The following is a 20,177-nucleotide window of genomic DNA, read 5'->3' on the forward strand; positions in this document are numbered from 1 at the left end:
TTTATGTCAATGGTTGATATTGTGGATTGAACCTTTCTCTTTTTATGAGCATAGCTCTGATTATGTTCAGCATTTTCCTCATGCAGGCCGCCAGAGCGACTTTTTTGAGTTTTCCTTTATCAATTAGTCGCCGATAGTACCGCATCAGAACAGGGTTGTGGTGCACCGCCACGAGGGTTGGCATGTAGAGGGCTCTTCTGAGCCGTGCATTGCCTTGTTTAGCCAGGTGAGGTTTACCTCGTACTGAAGTCCCTGATTGTCTTTGAGCCGGGGCCAGTCCGGCATGAGCGTCCAGTTGACGGCGAGTTCGCTGGGTCAGAGCGTCACCACCGTAAGCTAATATCTGAGCCGCAGAACAATTGCCGATACCGACAATCGAAGTTGCAATAGCTATATCCTCGGCTAGTTGCATATCCTGCTGACAGAGTTGTTCAATGGCGGCCTCGATCTTTACCAACTCCTGTTGTAGAGTCTTCATAATCTTAGCGGCAGAACTCGTTACCTCCCGGGGTAACTCGGGTGTGTGTTTATGGGCGTGCTGACGGCTTCTCCATTGACCTATCTCGGCCTTGATGGCATCCGCCTGGGTCACCAGCGAAGAGAGCCGGCGATGAGCTTCCGATGGCGGCTGCCAGGGCAAAGGACAGTGCTTGATTACAAAGTCCAATATCACCTGAGCATCAACACTGTCCGTCTTCGTCCGTTTTAACAATACTCGACCATGTGCTGCTATCTGAGCCGGATTGATAACACTCACCGTTGTCTGATTGTATTCAACCAACTTCAATGCTACTTTGGTGCTGTAAACTCCGGTCGCTTCCATACCCAGATGAATCGAACCGCCGCCGGAACACTTGTTTAGCCAGCGATACATACGCCTGACCTCACTTGTGGTTGTACCAAAGAATCGGGTCTTTTTATCGGCAATGGCTACGACTAACTCATCTTTGCCAACATCCACACCCACGCAAAAACGACTCTTGTCCACCTTAACCCCCGTATTTATATTGTCTACAGATTGAGGACGCTGATGCCAACCTTGTCAATACAGGCTGCCCCAAAGGGACGCCTCAGATACCGTTCGGCATTAGACGATCCTGTAGCAGACCGGGAGAACTTATCTACTAGACAGGCTTTCCGGCCTCGGTCGGGTTAGAGTTTCATCCCGGTCTGTCATAATATCTGACGCAACCAATGACCAAGACAAGATACAAGGTCGGGTTCCGATTCAAAAAAATACAATTGTGAGAAACCCGACATCTTGTCCGTCTTCGAACCCGCCATCGACAGGCCCAAACAGAGTTTGAGCCTGCCACCCGATGCCGCCAAATTTGTCATTTCGACCAGAGGGAGAAATCTTTTGTTCGCCTTTTAAGATTTCTCGACAAGCTCGAAATGACATCTGCGCGAGAGGCCGCGTTTGATAAATCAAACGCCTACCGTTGTGGCATCTTCAGTCTTTCAGTAGGGCAGGATCCCTGCCCGTCAGGGTTCATCGTCAGATGAAGATCCTGCCAATTCTGTGCTAAGTCGTTTCCGCCTTTTCAGTCACCCCCGTTTTTTCAGTCACCCCCGCGCACGCGGGGGGCCAGCAAGTCGAAATCCTTTGTAATTTCGACCTCTTTTTTTGTGCGCGGCAGATGTCCCATCTGCCCGTGTTCGGGGGTAAATTGGCTTTGTTTGCTCATTTTTTAAAGGGACCCCAAAAGGCGTTTTATTCACTTAACTCGTTTTTGTGCAACTGATTCGCGCGATTGCAGAAAGCCATTTCGCGCCGTTTTTTTCTCATGATTTTTCAAGTACATGTCTTTTCTCACAACATTGGTCTCCCATCACCGCACCGTGGGGGCTTTCACCCAAGATGTTGTAGCGAAAGTGCGGAAGATCGACCCGGGGGAGTTTCGTGCGCCGGGATGTCCCATCTGCCCGTCACCCTTTTTTCATTGCGTTGGGTCTTGATTCGCCTTGGGGAATTGTGCCCCGACGCTTAATGTTTATCTTCAACCCGCCATTGTCTTGGCATAACATGGATGCGTTTGATAAATCAAACGCCTACGGTTATGCCCTCTTTCTTCGTAGCAGGATCCCTGTTTCCCAATCCGCCCACGGCGGACCCGACAGGGTCCGTCGTCAGATGGAGGTTTTGACATTTATCTCCAACGATTCCTTTGTAGGCTCACGCCGCGGCGTGAGCCTACAGACGCAGTTTTTGTGCGCGGTCCCGCTGAAGCGGGATCATCATCTGCCCGAACAAAATACGCCCTCACCCCGACCCTCTCCCGGAGGGCGAGGGAGAAAGCCATCGTTGCTCTAACTTTTTGTGCTAGGGTCGCGTTTGATAAATCAAACGCCTACCATCTGCGCTTGTATGTCTGCGCACGTCAGGCCCAAAGCAAGTTTGAGCCTGCCACCCGACGTCGAGTCTGAAGACTCGACGGGCACAACGCCGTGGCGTTGTGGTTTTTGTGCGCGGCAGATGTCCCATTTGTCCGTCACCTGTTGTGCCCGGTGAATCTTCAGATTCACCGGAATATATCGACCAATACTATACATCCGTGCAGTATATTATACGCAAATCCCCCGGTCCGCAAATCACATTAATCCGGATTGTGACAGGGGGCTATATGTTGTGGTGGGTGTTTTGAAGCAGCACAACAGATGTACATCCCCCAAACAAATTTCCTACAACTCCGATGGTAAATGCGCCCTAAGGGGGTTATTCGTCGGTGTTCGATTTTTCTGATAGCGATGTGCGTCTGGCGCAAACAAAACAAAATGAGGAAACGAACCCAAATCGTTGTAAACGTATGAGAGATATTTCAATAAACGGAAATTTGCGTTCGCTGCGTAGGCGTTTGATTTATCAAACACAGACTGCATATCCTTGTCTGCGTCACGGTAGCCTCACGCCGCGGCGGGAGCCTACAAGGAATCATTCTTCTTCGAATATCACCGCCTGAAAGCGTTCGATGGTAGCGTTTGGGGATTTGTAGGCATCCAAGGGCAGGCCGGCTTTGCGGCAGGTCTGCTGAAGAAATTCGGTCTCGGTCCAGCCATAGTCGGTGGCAACCTGCGGCAAAAGCAGCCCGCGCTGCATCCCCAGCGAGATCATCAGTCCATCGCGCCCGACTTTGATTTCATCGAGCGATTTCACTCTTTCCAGCGGTGTCAGCACCGATATTTCGATGTGAAGCTCAGGCAGTTCGCCCGCTATCACGGGCGGGAAACGGGGGTCCTCGACCGCCGCCTTGACAGCACACTCGGAGACAGTTTCCCACAGCGGCTTGAACGCCATCGTGTAGCCGATACATCCGCGAAGGCGGCCGCTTTTATTCAGCGTGACAAAAGCAGCGCCGTTATCGCGGAGTGTCTGAGATACATCATAGTCCGGCAGAGGCTTCTTGTTTAGGTGGCAGTCAATGGATGTACGGGCTATTTCTAAAAGCAGATGACGATCTGCATCAGTGAGTTCAAATTTGGGAGAGGAATCGCTCTTCATGGTTTCTCCTCCGGATGGCTCCGTGGGGTTTGAAGTATCCTTTCCATCGCTTTTATATATTACGGCGGCCGCGTAGCCGACCACACTGCTTTTATCACCGGTCAGGTCGCCCGAGTCGCCATATTTGAGAATCTTCGCGCGGTTGGCTCCTTTGGCGATAGCAGCCCGCATCACGGCGACCAGCGCCGCGCCGCCGCAGGCTTCGGTGCGACCCTGCTGCAAATACGACTCGAGGGCATCGGGGTCGAGCCGCTTGATACAGTCGATACCAGCCGAGTCTAGTTTCCATCCCTGCGAGGCGGGACGGTAATGCTGCCAGTCGGTTGAGGCGATCATCACCGTGCGGGCATCATCAGTCACCCTGGACAGGGCGCCTTCAAGGCGCTTGATATTGTCGTGGTTGCGATAGCCTATCAGGGCGGGCACGATTTCGAATTCTTTGAGAACGGTTTGCAGGTAGGGAAGCTGGACCTCGAGGCAATGCTCGTTGATGTGGGCTTCCGGAATGACCGAGATGCCATCATAGTCCAGAAGCGTCTGGCAGACCGAGTCATCGCATTTTACATCGCCGAGAGGCGTCTGCCAGGTGATGCCGGGGCCGTAAACAGAAACACCGTCGAATCCGAGACGATGCGAGGGGCCGCACAGGATAACGGTGTTGACATTACTGTTTTCGAGCAACTTGTAACTATAAGCGGCGATTGGTCCCGAATAAATCAGTCCGGCGTGGGGGACAACAAGGGCGATTATCTGGCCGTCGATCGAAGGAATCTCTCCGGCAGCGACCAAGTGACCATCGACCATCCGGCTCAATTCGGCGCTGTCGGATGGGTAAAAAGTCCCGGCCACCGCGGGTTTTCGCACCCCGGCGGCCGTGTCACCCGTAAGCATCAGGATAAACGCCGCCGAAAGCATAAAACAGGCTGATTTTGACATACGCATCATCAATATCAGGATGCATTGGCAATGTTGCTTCGTCAAGGCAAAACAACTGTTGCTGTGTAAGTTGAAGTAGTATAATTAATATATGAGCCGTGTGGTTGTTGTAAGATACGATGGCGCCGATTTGATGTCCGGGCTCAGCGTCAGGCAGTACCGGGACATTCTTCAGGCCGGACTCAGCGCGTTGGGCTCCAACTTCCTGAAGGATCGCTTGCTCGGCAGAGCCAAAGGAAAATCAACGACGGTCGGTATCAAACCCAACTGTCTGGCCAAACATCTCAACTCAACACCGGTAGCCCTTGCCAACGCGCTCATCGAACTGCTCGTAGAAGCCGGAGTCTCGGAGAACAACACTGTTGTGTGGGAGCGCTCCAACCGGGAACTCAGCGAGGCCGGATATGAACTTAATGCCTCGTTTGCGGGTAGGCGATGTTTAGGAACCGATACGAACGGGGTGGGCTACTCCAGTGAATTCTATACTTCGGGCGATGTTAACTCGCTGGTAACAAAAATTCTGACCGAGATGGTTGACATAAATATCAACCTGCCTGTTTTAAAAGACCATTCGCTGGCGGGGATGTCGGCCGGACTGAAAAACATGTACGGTGCGATTCACAATCCCAACAAGTATCACGGTGATAACTGCAATCCGTTCTGCGCGCATGTGAGCAATTTGGACCCGATAAGAAAGAAGAATCGCCTGACTGTTATCGATGCTGTCCGGGTGCAGTATCATGGCGGTCCCGGTTTTATCGGCGACTATTTCTATCACTATGGTGGCGTAATATTATCAGAGGACCCGGTTGCTTGCGACACGGTGGGTCTTCAGATACTGGAGAAGATCCGCAAGGACAAGGGATTGCCGCCGCTCGACAAGGCGGGACGACCCGTCAAATATCTCGCTTCGGCCAATCAGATCGGGCTGGGTGAGGCGGTGATGGATAAAATCGAAGTCGAGACAATTCGTCTCGGCATAGCGAATATGCAGTAAGGCCAATGTGAAAAGACGAACGTTCATCAGGTGTGTGGGATGCGGTGCGGCGGTGGCGGCGACGCAATCGAAGTTACTTCCTGAGTTTCTGGGCGGTATTCAGAATGTCTGTGCTTTTGATTACACTACCAGGTTGTCATCGGTCGAGGCTCGACACTATAAGAAAAAGCCCGAAGGCGGCATAGAATGCGGAATTTGTCCGCGCCACTGCTATGTTACCGACCTTGAGCGCGGGTACTGCGGCGTGAGGGAAAACAGGTCAGACACTTACTATACACTTGTCTATGGACTGTCGTGCTCGTTGAATATTGATCCGATAGAGAAGAAGCCGCTCTTTCATTTTCATCCCGGGACGACAGCTCTTTCTATCGCCACGGCCGGGTGTAATGTTAACTGTAAGTTCTGCCAGAACTGGGAGATATCTCAGGTCCGTCCGGAACAGACAAGAAACCTCGACCTCCCCCCCAAGAGCCTGGTCGATATATGTCGCCAGCGTAACGTGTCGACCATCGCCTATACCTATTCGGAGCCGGTCATCTTCTATGAGTACATGTTCGACACGGCCGAACAGGGGCACAGGCACGGGGTCAAATCGGTGATGATTACGGGTGGGTATATTGAAGAGCAGCCACTTATCGAACTTATGCCGCATCTTGATGCTATCAAGGTTGATCTCAAGGCGATTCGTGAACAGTATTACAAGGATATCGTTGGGGGGGAACTTAAACCCGTTCTCGACCGTCTGATTCAAATCAAGAAAGCCGGTGTCTGGCTGGAGCTTGTTTATCTGGTCGTCCCTACTTTGAACGATACCGAGCAGGAATTTAAGGAACTGTCGAGATGGGTAAAGACCTATCTTGGTGCGGATACGCCACTTCACTATTCAAGGTTTTACCCGCAATATCTTCTAAAGAATCTCCCTCCGACTCCCGAAAAAACTATGGAGAACGCTCACGCCATTAGCAGGGCGGAGGGTTTACAGTATGTTTATCTGGGTAACCTTCGGGGGCATCCGGCCGAATCAACCTATTGTCCCAAATGCGGTAAAACGGTTATCGGCCGACGGGGATACACAATCTATGAGTTCAATCTTGATGGCAATAGATGTCGGTTCTGTAAGCACGAAATTCCGGGGATTTTCTAAGTGATACGCCGGGCGTTTTTACTCGGTTTTTTCTCGGTTGTCGGACAGGTGTTGCTTCTCAGGGAACTGGTGGCCTCACTCAACGGCGACGAGCTTTTTATTTCAACCGCTCTGTTCGGGTGGCTGATTTCTGTTGCAGCCGGAGCATACCTCGGTGGTCGCAGCCGAACTTCGCCGGGCGCCCTCTTCTGGCGAGGCGCCGTACTTCTTCCGGTAATGGTGTTGCTGGTTCGCTTCTCACCGATGCTCACCGACCACATGACCGGTGAGGTGATTCCATTTACACAGGCCGCATTGATTTCCATGGTCGCTATGCTTCCGATAGGAATCATCTCAGGCTGGCTTTTCCCATCGATAGCGCGTCAGCAAATGGAAACCGAACCATCGATTATCAGAGTATATCTGTTCGAAGGTATCGGCGCTTTTTTGGGGGGCATCCTGGTTGCGTTCGCCATCGGGCCGTGGCTATCGGGGCTTCAACTCGCCTTTGCTGTCGGTCTGTTCATAGCGTTGTTTGACTGGATGTTCGCTATACCATCGTGGAATTTTCGCCTGCGCCGGTTGCTTCTAATGGTCGTTGTGGTGGCCATCTTCCTCGTGGGAGTCGGTTATCTGGAACCTGTTGCCGATCAATGGCGATACCGGCCGTATCAGGTCGAGAAGTCGTTCGATACACCCTATGGCCGTCAAACCATTCTCTCAAGAGAAGACAACGTGATTCTACTCACCGATAACAGTGTAGAGGCGGTTTATCCATCGACGATGGCAGCGGAGAACGCCCTGATCCCGGCGCTGGTGTACCACCCCGATGCCGAGACAATAGCCTATGTAGGCCAAACGGAGTTCGGAATTTCTCAACTCGCCGAGGAGATTTTCGGTGGAAGCAATCTGGTAGCTATAGATCCTCGACAGCAATTGAGTGAAGTGATCGATGGCATAATCTCGACCGACCACCTGCCGGTACATCTGTATGTCGATCCGGGAATCATGATGACGCCGATAGCAGACGATCATTGGACATTCGATATCGTGATTATCGCGGCGGGAATGTTTGACACATATAAAAACGGAAGACTGGTGACACCATCGTTTTTTGAACATCTGCCGCTGAACCCGGGAGGAATGGTTGTAATACCGACCGGATACGACACGGATCGGTATATTGGCAATGAGCAGGCAGAGATTCTATCCGTAATTCGCAACACCCTGAGCGGTCAATTTCATTACACCGAGGTATGGCCCGGCACGAGCACCGTATTTTTCGCCTCCGATTCATCACGATTCGGGCTTCCTGTAGACAGTATCATCGCGCGCATCGATAGCCTGGATTACAATGCTCAGTTCGTATCGCGTGATTATCTCCCGGACAGGCTGGACGATCTGAGCAGGGATCGTTTGCTTGCGGCGATGGGGCAGTACGATGCCGTTAATAGCATCGACAAGCCGATTCTGCCATATCTTCAGGCGCTTTTGAGGTCAAAGGTCGACAGCGCGGATCACCTTATCATTACTCAGATTCTCACGCAACCGCTCTGGCTTCTGATTTTTCCGGTGGTGCTGATAATTCTATTTGTTACTACCATTATTCCGAAGCGGGCCAAAGGGAAGTTCGCCCTGTTTTTGTTCTTTACGGCGGGAGTTGTCTCGCTGTCGCTCGAACTTATCTCATTCTATGTATTTCAGTCTTACGCCGGAGCGTTGTACTGGGCGATGGCTGTTCTCATTGGAGCTTTCATGCTCGGATTATCGCTGGGGACGGTGGCTGTTTACTGGATAAAGAGCGATAAGACCGCTTCTGTAGCGCTCATCGTTCTTATGGTCCTTACGCTCGGTTTTCTCTTCACCTATGAAAACGGCACTATAGAGTTTGCCGTTTTCTATCACGCCGGGTTTCTGCTGCTGACCGCCGCGGCTTCCGGGGCCCTCTTTGTCGGAGCCACCCGTCAATATTACGGCCGCAAGGCAAAGGAAAATCGCGGCACCGGCTATGCTCTGGAGATTGCCGGGTCATCTCTCGGAGCGCTGTTCTCCACCGCCGTGCTGCTTCCCGTGATCGGACTCACATATCTGCTGATCGCGATCGCCGCGGTTAGCGGTATCGCGCTGCTGGGTTTGATTATCAGAAGATAGAAAGACTATGCTTGTCGGTCTCGGACAGGTGATTTCTTGCGGTTTCTCTCGAGCAGGAATTGATTGTCTACCGAACGCGTCTCACCGGCTGAAGTAACATAAATTGCGGCCCGGTCACTTATAGGGCAGGCGAATTCGCATGCCCCGCAGCCGGTGCACAAATACGGATCGACATACGGCCGCTTAACCGGGACCTCATTGCCCTTAGAGTCGTACGCGATTTCATCCTTGAGATATACCGCCTTGGGTGACGTAGGGCACCATTCCTCGCAGACGATGCACGGTGTCGCCATGGCCCACGGCAGGCACCGTCCGCGATCGATAAAAGCCGTGCCGATGCGGTTGGGCGGCGTATCTTTGTCGCCGACCTTTTCTTTCAGAGAAAGCTCCATTATGGCGCCGGTCGGACAAACCTGACCGCAGAGAGTGCAGGTAGGCTCACAGTAGCCTATTCTGGCTATCAGATACGGCGACCACATACCTTCGAGACCTGCCTCAAGCAGAGTGGGGTGAAGCGCATTGTTGGGGCACACTCGCATACACTGCCCGCAGCGGATGCACTTTGCCGCGAATGACGGTTCAGCAAGAGAGCCGGGCGGTCGAATCAACAGGGGATTGGCGTTCACCTCGAAAGCGTCCCCGGATCGCAGCAGGGGAAACAAAGCCAGACCTGCCGCGACGGACATTGTTGCTTTTCGCCTCGAGATATTTATTTCGGGGGTACCGGCGGGATTTGCCGGCGTAACTATCTGCTGAGGGAAGAACTTGAATTTGAGTGAACCCTCGGGACATGCCGCCTGGCAATTGAGGCAGAGGTGGCACTCCGCCTGGCGCCATTTGCGGCCGATCTCGGGGTCATCGCCGCCCTGACAATTCAGGCCGCAGAGTCCGCAATGCGTGCATGATTGCTCATCCTTTTGCAGGCCGAATAACGAGAAGCGGGAGAAGATTCCCAGCAGAGCTCCCAGCGGACAGATGCCCCGGCACCAGAAACGGGTGAAAATTCGGTTGAGGATCAGGATGAACAGAAAGAGTGTGCCTATGGTCAGGATGGTGTGAAAGAAACTCTGGCGGTAGGTCAAAAGCAGCGGGGCAATAATATCGTACACACCCTGCGCCAGTTTGCCCAGGGGCGGGTAGCCGAGTCCTTTGAACCAATCGACAAGCCCTGCCAGGGCGGTGTGTGTCACCGGCAGTACCACTGTTCCGATTGAGCGGGCAAGCAACGCCAGCGGATCCAGAAGTCCTATCTGCAGCGTTCCCAACAGAGCCGCGCCAAGAAAGACCAGCAGAATATAATATTTGATCCGCTGATATTTTTTGTAGTGATTCGACCTGATTTTTCCCGCTCCCCGATGGTTGAGCCTCTCGGATGGAATCTCGGAAACCCAGTGATTAAGCGACCCAAGGGGGCAGACCCATCCGCAGAAGAAGCGTCCGATAAATATCGTCGGAATTAAAATGACCAGCGACCAGAGCAGACCTTTGTACAGTGTTCCGCTTGACAGAACTGTCGCTATAGCTACCAGAGGGTCAAACTCGAGCGCAATGGATACCGGGTAGGGCAGCATGATCTCGGTTGGGTCGGTCGGGTTGAAATTTACTTCGAAGGTCGTTTTGAGAATAAGCCAGAAGAATACTGCAAAAAAGAGTATCTGCGATACGCGACGAAGGTTTCGCACTGTCTTGATTGTCATACAGTGACTTCCCTGTACCCGGCGGCTCTGTAATCGATACTGCCGAGTCCGCTCTTTTCTGCCAGAACGATGTGCCCGACTCTCTCACCGGTGAGTCCCAAAAATTCCACGGCTCGTGAATCGGCCGCCACCTGGTCGGTCGCGCACAATACCGTGTTTTCGATGGCAACATCGTCAAGCGAACCTCCCGTCGGGCCGTTGCGCAGCAGAACCCTGGTAGCGTCAACAACAGTCAGAGTAGGTCGACAGAAAGCAGCCAGATCGACTATGGACTGGTCGATCCGTTGGTGGAGCTGATTGCGCCGCCCACCGAGAATGCCGTAGAGGTTTTTCATGCCGATAGTGCATGCGGACATGGAGTGATGTTTGACAATCGGCATATTGATCAAGCGGTCGGTCTTCAGGAAATATTTCAGAACGGGCCATACGGTGAGCAATTCGCCGTTGATATCGGTCGAAAAATAATCTTCTTCCCGCGGTAACAGTACTCTGGCTCCCGCCGATTCAGCGGCGTTTCTAATGCCGCTGCGAAGGAAGCACCGTCGCGGCTCGTTGCAACTGATGTCGGTCACTATTACCTCGGACGCCCCGGCCTCGAGGCACAGTCGGACCATTTCCGCTACCAGCAGCGGGTTGGTGTTGGCGGCCTGTTCGGGGGCACGATCCCATCCGATATTCGGCTTGACCGTTACTTTCTCACCCGATTTCACAAACCGTTTTATGCCGCCGATGGCGTCGAGAGAATAATTGAGGGCCTTGACAGCATCAGCCTCATGACAGAGGGTGACTTTTGGCAAAGTTGGGTCGGGCGGGACTTCGAAACTGCTCGAAGGCACAAAAACGGGAGTGTACCTGTCGCCTGAATGCGCTGAAAGCAGCGCTCCCGCGTCGCGATTGTGAAGCAGCAAGCCGGCTCCTCCGGCGGCGGCGGCCAGCGCGACAGCTTTACCGGTCTTTTTTATGAATTCTCGTCGTTGCATGGTTCCCGACTCAGAGATTTGATTTACGCGGGAAATATAAATAATGACAAAATCTATGGCAAGCTTGAAGGAATTGGCATCGAGACGGGTTTTTGCGGACTATTTGAGAGTAAAGACGAGTATAACCATGACTATCAAGGCAAGAGCAGCTCCGGCAAAGAATGTAGCATCAACGCCGCCGAGCGTGTAAAACAAGCCCATCAAAGGCGGTCCGATTGTTTGACCACCGCGGAGCACCATGGAATTCATCGACATGAACGCCGCTCGATGTTCGAGTGGCGCGAATCCCGACATGAGCGTGAGAATACTGGGTATATTGACTCCGTGTCCGAGGCCAAAAACGAAAGCCGGTATCAGCAAAACCCATAGATGCCCAATCATAGGGATACTGAGCAGCGCGATGCTGTATAGAATGAACCCCCACACAAGCAGTTTCTTGTGGGAGAAGGTATCGGATAGCCTGCCGAGTTGAGCCGATGTGACCGCTGTCGTCAAAGACATTGCAGACATCAAAAGCCCGATTACCACCGGTGAGCCGTTAAATGACTCTTTTATCAGGAATGGGAAGTAAGTCAGGTAAACCCCATAAAGTATGACAAATGTCAGGATGCTGGCAAAGAAGAGACCAACTACCTGTACATTGATCGACTTTAGTATTCCACGAAAATACCGGCGCATATCCTCGGGCTTCTTGGGTTCGGGATTTTTCAGTTTGAGGATTACCCACAGTCCGATCGGGAGGGCTATCAGGGAGAGAAGAAAAGGGTAGTGCCATGCCACAAGGGTCAAGGCTCCCCCTATCAGCGGATAACTGGCGGTTCCGACACTGAGCACGCTGGCGTTGTAACCCATAGCTTGAGCGCGCTGGCGGCCCTCGTAAATGTCGCCGATGAGGGTGGTGTTGATAGAGCCGAGAGAACCGCCGCCCATTCCCTGGAAGAATCTTAGAATCAGCAGAGCATTAAAATCCCTCGCGAAAAAGCAAGCTCCGCCGGCGATTCCGAATAACATCAGCGCCGGAATTATGATTTTTTTTCGGCCATAGCGGTCAGCCAGCACGCCCAGAATCGGGGTGAGCACTACGCCGGGAAGAGTGAACACGGTAATGAGCAGGCCCACACGTTGAGCGGAAGTGTTCAACTCCCGGGCAATGGTGGGAAAAGCCGGGGTGATACTCGAAACCCCCAGCACGGCCATCAGAGTAATGCCGAAGATTATCTGAAGATTGGTGTCGCGATATACTTTTCTGTCTTTGCCGGAGTTGGCTCCTGCGTCGTTGGCCATATATTTTCCATCAGGTTACAAGCCGTTTTCGCCAAAGATAACACTGTTTTTCCGCGAAACAAACTAAGTTTCTCAGCTCCGGGAATGTCTTGTCAAGCGGTAATGGGCCGTATATCTTGCGGGTAGCGACACAGGGACGGGACCTTGCCAAAAAGGAGGGAACGAATTGAACTTGTACCTTGTGCAGCACGCTGAGGCCAAAAGAGATACTGAATATCCGCGCCGGCCCTTTTCCGAAGGAGGCTATGCTGAGATTGAGAAAACAGCCAAATGGCTCGCAACCAAACTTCGACCATCCATCAATGTCATATTTCACAGTGGTAAATTGAGAGCCCAGCAGACCGCTGAAGTGCTGGCGGATTACCTTAACCCGCCGGGGGGAATAAAGCCCGCTGATAGTCTCGAACCTAACGCCGACCCTGCTGTCTGGGCCGAACAACTTGTGTCGATGAGCGAAAACGTGATGCTTGTCGGGCATCTTCCGCATCTAAGCAAGTTGACTTCACGGCTTCTCTGCGGCGACGAAAGCAGGTCTATTGTAGAATTTCACAATGCCGGGGTAGTTTGTATGTCCCGTGACCAGGAGAATCAATGGGTAATCCGATGGATACTCGTGCCGGGTTTGTGTGAGTGATTGTTAATGAGAGCAGGGCCACGATGAAAATCATTTTTTCCAAAAGATGTCTCGAGTACTCGCAGCCGGGTCATCCCGAGTCGCCCGAGAGAGTCCGCTCGACTTTCGAGCATCTTAAGGACCACTATGAGGTCGTTGAGCCGACCCCGGCCGATGTGGCCGACCTTTTGCTGGTTCACACGCGCGATCTCATTGACCGGGTATCGGCGGGAAATTTCTATGATGGCGACTCGCCGGCTTATCCCCACCTGGCTTTTTACGCCAGACTCTCTGCCGGGGCTGCCCTTATGGCTCTGAAGCTAGCTCTGGAAGGGACCGCGTCCATATCACTAATGCGACCGCCCGGACACCACGCCGGTAAGAATTTCCTCGGAGGTTTTTGCTACTTTAATAACGTCGCGATTGCCGCCGCTAAAGCTCTGGATAAGGTGAGGCGGGTGGCCATTATCGATTTCGACTGCCACCATGGAAACGGTACTCAGGATATTTTTATGGGTAGTGATAGAGTATTGTATGTATCCCTGCACCAAAGCCCATTATACCCTGGAACCGGGTATCGCTCGGAACTGAACTGCCGCAACTTTCCGGTTGACGCGTTTACTTCCGGCGACGACTACATGAAAATATTCTCGATCGCGCTTGACGAGGTAAGGGAATTTTCGCCGGAACTGGTTGCGGTTTCCGCCGGATTTGATACCTTCAAGGAAGACCCGATAACCAATCTGGGATTGGACATCGAAACGTTCGAGCGAATAGGTGAGGCTATTAGCTCTTTGGGTGTCCCGACATTTTCACTGCTGGAGGGTGGGTATTCATCGGGAATGCCCTATTGTGTGCAGGCGTATTTGAACGGACTGGAGAGTTAGATGGTCGCCGAGAGGAAGAAAGCCGCTGGAGGCTCGCGCCACTACGAATTCGTGGAACACACCGCCGATATCGCGATAAAGGCGTATGGCAAAACCGTGGAAGAAGCCTACGCCGTGGCGGGCGACGCCATGTTTGACATAATGACCGATGGTTCCAAAATCCGACCCGACAAGGAAATCGCTGTTGAGGTTGAATCTGTCGACCGGGAGGGGCTGCTCGTTGGCTTTCTGTCGAAATTGATTCTGCTTTGGGAGGTTGACGGCTGGGTGCTGACAGATTTCGAGGTGACTCTTCTGAGTGAGAACCGCCTGACAGCGAGAGGTTTTGGCGAGAAATACGACAAAGAAAAGCATGCGTCGGGTCACCACATAAAAGGTGTTTCGTATCATATGATGGAGATAGCTGACCCGGCAGGTGAGACGCCTGCTTATGTTCAGGTGTTGTTCGACGTGTGAACAGGCTCCGGGTTGATTACCATTGAGAGAATTGTTGAAAGAGACCATCAAATAGGAACGAATATCTATGCCCTGGACTGGTCCGTTGAAAAAGATTGATTCCTTCCGGTTTGAAATACCGGCTTCCTACGAAAGCAAGGTTATGCAGCAGCACGGGGTACGGATGACCGTTCCGGGCGTTATATATGCCGACGACCGTATGGTTAAAGCGATTAAGCTTGATGATTCCCCGGAACAAGTCGCCAATGTTGCCACATTACCCGGCATAGTCGGCAAGTCTATTGCCATGCCCGACATACATCACGGCTACGGGTTCGCTATCGGCGGAGTGGCGGCTTTCGATGCCTCGAGCGGAGTAATCTCACCGGGTGGGGTGGGATACGACATCAATTGCGGCGTCAGACTGCTTCGCACCGATCTTTCGGTTTCCGATATAAAGCCAAGAATCGGCAAGCTGATCGACGCTATGTTTCATAATATCCCCTGCGGGGTTGGTTCCGAGGGAAGGGTGCGCCTTTCTGATCGGGAAATTAAATATGTCCTCGAAAATGGAGCCCGGTGGGCGGTTGAGAACGGTTACGGTTGGCCGGAAGATCTGGTTATGACGGAGGAACAGGGGTGCATCGAGGGTGGTGATGCCGCTGCGGTCAGTGATGCTGCCATGAAGCGAGGTTCGAATCAACTCGGCACGTTGGGAGCCGGGAATCATTTTCTGGAGATCCAGCAGGTAGATGAGATTTATGACAGGGGAGTCGCTGCCGCTTTTGGTATAACCGAACCCGACCAGATCACGATCATGATTCATACCGGTTCACGCGGATGTGGTCATCAGATATGTACGGATTACCTGGAAATGATGAGAAGGGCAAACAAAAAATACGGTATCCCATTGATTGATCGTGAATTGTCATGCGCCCCGGCCGGCAGCCCTGAAGGACAGCAATACTTCACGGCTATGAAGTGCGGCGCCAATTTTGCCTGGTCGAACCGTCAGATGATTACGCATTGGGTGCGCGAATCGTTTTCATCGGTGCTGAACAAATCGGCGGGCGAGATGGGAATGTTCCAGATATACGACATCGCTCACAACATAGCCAAGCTTGAAGAGCATCTCGTTGAGGGGAAGAAACGCTGGCTGTATGTCCATCGGAAGGGAGCCACCAGAGCTTTTGGGCCGGGACACAGGGATATTCCCGAAAAATATCGGGGGGTGGGCCAGCCGGTGCTCATTCCGGGGGATATGGGGACCGCCAGTTATCTTCTGGTTGGTACCGAAAAAGCCATGAACGAGACTTTTGGTTCTTCATGTCATGGCGCAGGTCGCAGCCTGTCGCGTCACGCGGCGATAAAAAAGTACCCGACCAACAAAGTCCTGTCGGATATGCAGGCAAAAGGCATATATCTCCAGGCCCAGAGCCGTAAGGTGATTTCTGAAGAAGCTCCCGGCGCCTACAAAGATATTGACGAGGTTGTTGACATTTCCGATCGGTCCGGAATTGCCCGAAAGGTAGTCAGGTTCAAGCCGCTGGGTGTCGTGAAGGGCTGATTCAGGACTCCGTCGGTGTCGTCGATCTGGACTTTCGATAAGCAGTGACGAATCCAATTACATAGAGAAGCAGGCCTGTCGCGAGCAGAGAATACAGGTAATCCTGAGGCATTTGCTGCCGGAGCGAGGCATCGACGTCTCTCATAAACGAAAACAAAATCAGCCCTGTGGCCAGTATGCCGCAAAGCCACGATATGAGCGGAGGCTTGAAGTAATTTCCGCGGTGATATGTGCGAATCAGGACGAATCCGACTTCAATCATCAAAACGGAGATCAAAACGGGAGCGATAACCGGTCCAATCCACGGAATCGGGATGAGAAAGAGAATGTCCAAGTCAACGAGCGATGCCGGCCAACCAATTGTAGCTTTGAGCCAGACATAGTAGAAGATGTCCCAGATACCGAAGATGAATACGAATACGCCGAAGAGTTCCCAGAATTTCCTGGCCGCTATAACGGCGACACTGGCGAGCATTATCATGGTGGCGAGTTCGCGCAAGAGTTCGATTATTATGAGCTCCGTGTCGATCGGCACGAGGGGAAATGAAAATCCTTCGGGGTATAGCAGGCGACGCAGGTAAACCACGATGGCAGCCTCAAAGTAGCCCATCGCGACAGCGAATATTGCCAGAACGATCAGCTTGCCAGTCAGGGATTTTTTTTCTAATTTTGACATATCGAATCGATTACTTAATCTAAACGCTAAAATCGGAGATTACAACCGGTTTTGCCTGCTTTGTTTGATACGACCGTCGAATAGCCGGGATGAGGATCTAATTGGAATTGGACACCACAAGATATGATTCGCCTGTGCCATGGCAGTTATCCCTGAGCGATATCCCTGTCAGGAGCTGGGATGTGGTGGTAATCGGGGCCGGTCCGGCCGGCTCGGTTGCGGCGTTTCAACTGGCTCGTAAAGGGCACAGGGTACTTGTTGTGGATATGGCCCGCTTCCCACGCGAAAAGGTCTGTGGCGATTGTATGATTACCGATGTTGCCGGTATCCTGAGGCGGATGGGACTTTATGATATGATTCGCGCGGTTGGCTCAGTGCTGGACGGAATCACTATCTTCAGCCCCGGGGGAGTCAATTTTACGATCGACGGCGACTTCGTAACCCTGAAGCGCAGACAACTCGACACAATTATGGTGCGGGCCGCGGTCGAGAGCGGGGCGGCGTTCGGCTATGGTCATATTGATAATCTGAAGGTGGAAAGTGACGGGAGCGTGCTGCTGTTTGTGCGCGGATCCACGGCTGGATTAAAGGCGCGCTATGTTGTCGTTGCGACCGGATCACATATAGGGCTTGCCCGCCGGATCGGGGGTGTGGTTAGCAACAAGCCCAGCGCCATAGCCATGCGGTGTTATGTCAAATCCAAAGTGAAGATAAATCACCTTCTGCTGTGTTACGAGCGACATTTGCTGCCGGGATACGGCTGGATTGTGCCGCTCGGAAATGATGAGTACAACCTCGGGTGCGGCTACTTCTTGAACAATAACAAACACGTGGATTTGAATAAATGTTTTGAGTCCTTTACGACAACATTCCCGGCGGCAAAGAAGATTATGAGTGATTCGAAAATAGTCTCGCCTTCGAGGAGTGCCGCCCTTCGCTGTGACCTTCAAAACGCCCGTCCGATAATCAATAAACGCGTTCTTATGGTGGGCGAAGTTATTGGAGCGACGTTTCCTCTGACCGGAGAGGGGATAGGGCAGGCGATGACATGCGGCGAGCTGGCGGCCGGCGCAATCGACAGGGCGCTATCTACCGGTGATAATACTGCCCTTGAGGAATATAAGGCGAGGGTTGACTCGGAATTAAAGCCCCGGCATGAGGGTTACGAATATGCCCAGAAGTGGGCCTCCAGAAAGTGGTTGAACGATTTTGTGGCCTGGCGCGTCAAACGGAGTCCCTTTCTCCTCCAGGTATGTACCGAGTTTATCACGCACAGTGATAATCCTCGTCGGCTGTATTCGGTGTCCGCTCTTCTCAAGTCATTCTGGCGATAGTTCCGTGGCGGCAAATCCAAAGACGTCCTCCGATAAGAAATGTATGGGGCTCCGGCATGGTGGCACAAAATCGAATCTACTTGTTAGAAAACACAAATCTGATTATTCTGTAAACCTCAGAGGATTCTCTTTGTTATTAGGGTATCAGCGCGATCACAGAAAAGTCCGTTGATGCAAAACCGTGAAAACCGTGTGGATCAGAGTGAAAGGTGAATAGATGGAAGACCTGTATCGAAGAATACTTGAGAAAATTGGCGAAGATGTTAACAGGGAGGGACTTCGAGACACTCCTCGCCGGGCGGCAAAGGCCATGGAGTTTCTCACCCAGGGGTATCGCGAAGATCTCGACAAGTTGGTCAACAACGCCCTGTTCGAATCCGATACCAGCGAGATCGTGCTGGTGAAAAACATCGAACTGTATTCAATATGCGAACATCACCTCTTGCCCTTCATAGGCAAATGTCACGCGGCTTATATACCCAACGGCAAAGTTATCGGAGTTTCGAAAGTGGCGCGTATTGTGGATGTGTTCGCAAGGCGCCTTCAAATCCAGGAAAAACTGACCAAGCAGATAGCCGAAACGATTGAGAAATATACCAACGCTGTCGGTGTTGCCGTGGTCATTGAGGCTCAGCACCTGTGCATGATGATGCGCGGGGTCGAAAAACAGAATTCGGTAATGACGACATCATGTGTGCTTGGCGAGTTCCATGAAGATCCGTCAACGCGAGCGGAATTTTTCAGCCTGATAAAACCATGTATCTTTTCATAAGCAAGCGTTTCGAGTTTTCCAGTTCGCATCGTCTGTTCGTCAGGAACTGGAGCGACGATAAGAACCTGGAGTATTTTGGCAGGGAGTCTGCCGGCCTTTGGGGGCATGGACACAATTTCGAGGCTTTCTTTGTGTTTAACGGTCCCGTCGATACATCCAATGGCATGATGATTAACGTTACCAGCATCAAGGACAAGGTTAAGCCGCTCATCGACGGCAAGTATGATCACAAATATCTCAATACCGACACTCCTCTCTTCGGAGATGTCGTGCCGACTCCCGAAAACGTGGCGAAAGGTCTTTTAACCGATGTGCGACCGCTGTTTGCGGATATGTCCGCCAGGCCCACCGCATGTCATTTGATCGAGTCACCGCAGAGTGAGGCTACAGCCTACGCTGATGGAAGGGTTGAGCGTCATCTATGGACAGACTTCTCGGCCGCCAGACAGACTTACTCGCCACACCTGTCCCAGGTTGAAAACAAGGATTTGTTCGGAAAGGCATCATCGGCTTTCGGCCACGGTCATCATTACCGGCTGCGTGTTACACTCGGGGGGGCTGTCGACGGGGACTCCGGCATGATTTTCCCGGAGGCTGAGGGACGACGGATCCTCGATGACCTGCGTGGGAGATTCGATCATCGCAATCTCAATGTCGACGTACCCGAATTGAGTGGTTCTCCGGTGACTACCGAAATACTTGCGCGCCATTTTTTGAAACATCTCAGCCAGAAGATGCCGGTGGGGAGGGTGAGGCTGTTTGAGCACGATCATTTCTTTGTTGAATTCTCCGGTCGCGATGGGTGTTTGATGGGAGTGTCGACGCAATTTCACGCCGCGCACCGCCTTCATTCGAGCGAGCTTTCGGATGACGACAACCTTTCGGTTTATGGCAAGTGTAACAACCGGTATGGGCACGGCCATCTGTACAAGGTGGAAGCAAGCATCGGTGGCGAGTTGAACAAAAGAACGGGAACCATGTTCAGGTTGGCTGATCTGGAGAAAGCGGTTTTCGAGACGGTGGATGAGTGGAATTACAAGCATCTGGACCTGGAGATTGAGGAATTCAAAAATCGGGTGACGACCGGCGAGAACATAATAAACGTGCTGTGGCCCAGACTGAATGCGAAGCTTGGCGAGAGACTTGTCCGCCTGAGGCTCTGGGAGACTCCCAATAACAGATTCACGCTCAGGCGGTCGGTAACCGGCGGCTACAGATAGGAGATA

16 protein-coding genes are annotated in these 20,177 nt (G+C 52.3%); 10 read left to right on the forward strand and 6 right to left on the reverse strand.

The genetic code is table 11. From position 1 onward, the window contains the following. Position 1: 1 nt before the first annotated feature. Both AB1483_12115 and amrB read right to left on the reverse strand, forming a co-directional pair. Positions 2 to 988 carry an IS110 family transposase gene (locus AB1483_12115; GenBank protein ID MEW6413195.1) on the reverse strand — a complete coding sequence of 329 codons (987 nt, stop codon included), beginning with the start codon at positions 986 to 988 and terminating at the stop codon, positions 2 to 4. Between the two features lie 1,944 nt (positions 989 to 2,932). Continuing rightward, positions 2,933 to 4,435: an AmmeMemoRadiSam system protein B gene (amrB, locus tag AB1483_12120; protein MEW6413196.1), complete on the reverse strand. Its 1,503-nt coding sequence runs from the start codon at positions 4,433 to 4,435 to the stop codon at positions 2,933 to 2,935. Between the two features lie 91 nt (positions 4,436 to 4,526). Between amrB and AB1483_12125 the strand changes: the two genes are divergently transcribed. The 3 genes from AB1483_12125 to AB1483_12135 are packed head-to-tail and all read left to right on the forward strand — an operon-like array spanning position 4,527 to position 8,706. Further along, the gene (locus tag AB1483_12125) at positions 4,527 to 5,432 is read left to right on the forward strand and encodes a DUF362 domain-containing protein (GenBank protein MEW6413197.1); all 906 of its coding nucleotides are present in this window, start codon (positions 4,527 to 4,529) and stop codon (positions 5,430 to 5,432) included. A 7-nt stretch (positions 5,433 to 5,439) separates the two neighbouring features. Further along, positions 5,440 to 6,576, forward strand: a complete 1,137-nt coding sequence (gene amrS, locus AB1483_12130; protein ID MEW6413198.1) for an AmmeMemoRadiSam system radical SAM enzyme — start codon at positions 5,440 to 5,442, stop codon at positions 6,574 to 6,576. Further along, the gene (locus AB1483_12135; protein ID MEW6413199.1) at positions 6,577 to 8,706 is read left to right on the forward strand and encodes a hypothetical protein; all 2,130 of its coding nucleotides are present in this window, start codon (positions 6,577 to 6,579) and stop codon (positions 8,704 to 8,706) included. A gap of 5 nt (positions 8,707 to 8,711) precedes the next feature. Here the strand turns inward: AB1483_12135 and AB1483_12140 are convergent, their stop codons facing one another. From AB1483_12140 to AB1483_12150, 3 genes are all read right to left on the reverse strand, one after another. Continuing rightward, the gene (locus AB1483_12140) at positions 8,712 to 10,403 is read right to left on the reverse strand and encodes a 4Fe-4S binding protein (GenBank protein ID MEW6413200.1); all 1,692 of its coding nucleotides are present in this window, start codon (positions 10,401 to 10,403) and stop codon (positions 8,712 to 8,714) included. Next, the gene (locus tag AB1483_12145; protein MEW6413201.1) at positions 10,400 to 11,383 is read right to left on the reverse strand and encodes a DUF362 domain-containing protein; all 984 of its coding nucleotides are present in this window, start codon (positions 11,381 to 11,383) and stop codon (positions 10,400 to 10,402) included. Before AB1483_12145 ends, AB1483_12140 begins: the two co-directional genes overlap by 4 nt. A 99-nt stretch (positions 11,384 to 11,482) precedes the next feature. Then, a complete protein-coding gene (locus AB1483_12150; protein MEW6413202.1) occupies positions 11,483 to 12,667 on the reverse strand; it encodes an MFS transporter in 1,185 nt (394 codons plus the stop codon). A 166-nt stretch (positions 12,668 to 12,833) separates the two neighbouring features. Here AB1483_12150 and sixA point away from each other — a divergent pair, with 166 nt between their 5' ends. From sixA to AB1483_12170, 4 genes are all read left to right on the forward strand, one after another. After that, the gene (gene sixA, locus AB1483_12155; GenBank protein MEW6413203.1) at positions 12,834 to 13,301 is read left to right on the forward strand and encodes a phosphohistidine phosphatase SixA; all 468 of its coding nucleotides are present in this window, start codon (positions 12,834 to 12,836) and stop codon (positions 13,299 to 13,301) included. A 23-nt stretch (positions 13,302 to 13,324) separates the two neighbouring features. Then, complete coding sequence (locus tag AB1483_12160) at positions 13,325 to 14,167, forward strand: histone deacetylase (protein ID MEW6413204.1); 843 nt, start codon at positions 13,325 to 13,327, stop codon at positions 14,165 to 14,167. Next, complete coding sequence (locus tag AB1483_12165) at positions 14,168 to 14,623, forward strand: archease (GenBank protein ID MEW6413205.1); 456 nt, start codon at positions 14,168 to 14,170, stop codon at positions 14,621 to 14,623. It abuts the gene before it with no gap. A gap of 67 nt (positions 14,624 to 14,690) precedes the next feature. After that, positions 14,691 to 16,169, forward strand: a complete 1,479-nt coding sequence (locus AB1483_12170) for an RtcB family protein (GenBank protein ID MEW6413206.1) — start codon at positions 14,691 to 14,693, stop codon at positions 16,167 to 16,169. Position 16,170: 1 nt separating this feature from the next. On the opposite strand, the gene AB1483_12175 is transcribed toward AB1483_12170, so the two are convergent. Then, the gene (locus AB1483_12175; protein ID MEW6413207.1) at positions 16,171 to 16,845 is read right to left on the reverse strand and encodes a hypothetical protein; all 675 of its coding nucleotides are present in this window, start codon (positions 16,843 to 16,845) and stop codon (positions 16,171 to 16,173) included. A gap of 134 nt (positions 16,846 to 16,979) precedes the next feature. Here AB1483_12175 and AB1483_12180 point away from each other — a divergent pair, with 134 nt between their 5' ends. The 3 genes from AB1483_12180 to AB1483_12190 all read left to right on the forward strand — a co-directional run bounded on the left by AB1483_12180 (position 16,980) and on the right by AB1483_12190 (position 20,171). Beyond that, positions 16,980 to 18,179, forward strand: coding sequence for a geranylgeranyl reductase family protein (locus tag AB1483_12180; GenBank protein ID MEW6413208.1), 1,200 nt, complete (start codon positions 16,980 to 16,982; stop codon positions 18,177 to 18,179). A gap of 217 nt (positions 18,180 to 18,396) precedes the next feature. Then, positions 18,397 to 18,951, forward strand: coding sequence for a GTP cyclohydrolase I FolE (gene folE / locus AB1483_12185; GenBank protein MEW6413209.1), 555 nt, complete (start codon positions 18,397 to 18,399; stop codon positions 18,949 to 18,951). Next, positions 18,936 to 20,171 carry a 6-carboxytetrahydropterin synthase gene (locus tag AB1483_12190; GenBank protein MEW6413210.1) on the forward strand — a complete coding sequence of 412 codons (1,236 nt, stop codon included), beginning with the start codon at positions 18,936 to 18,938 and terminating at the stop codon, positions 20,169 to 20,171. Before folE ends, AB1483_12190 begins: the two co-directional genes overlap by 16 nt. Positions 20,172 to 20,177: the final 6 nt, after the last annotated feature.

It is taken from the genome of Candidatus Zixiibacteriota bacterium (assembly GCA_040756055.1).
Classification (GTDB): Bacteria; Zixibacteria; MSB-5A5; order GN15; family FEB-12.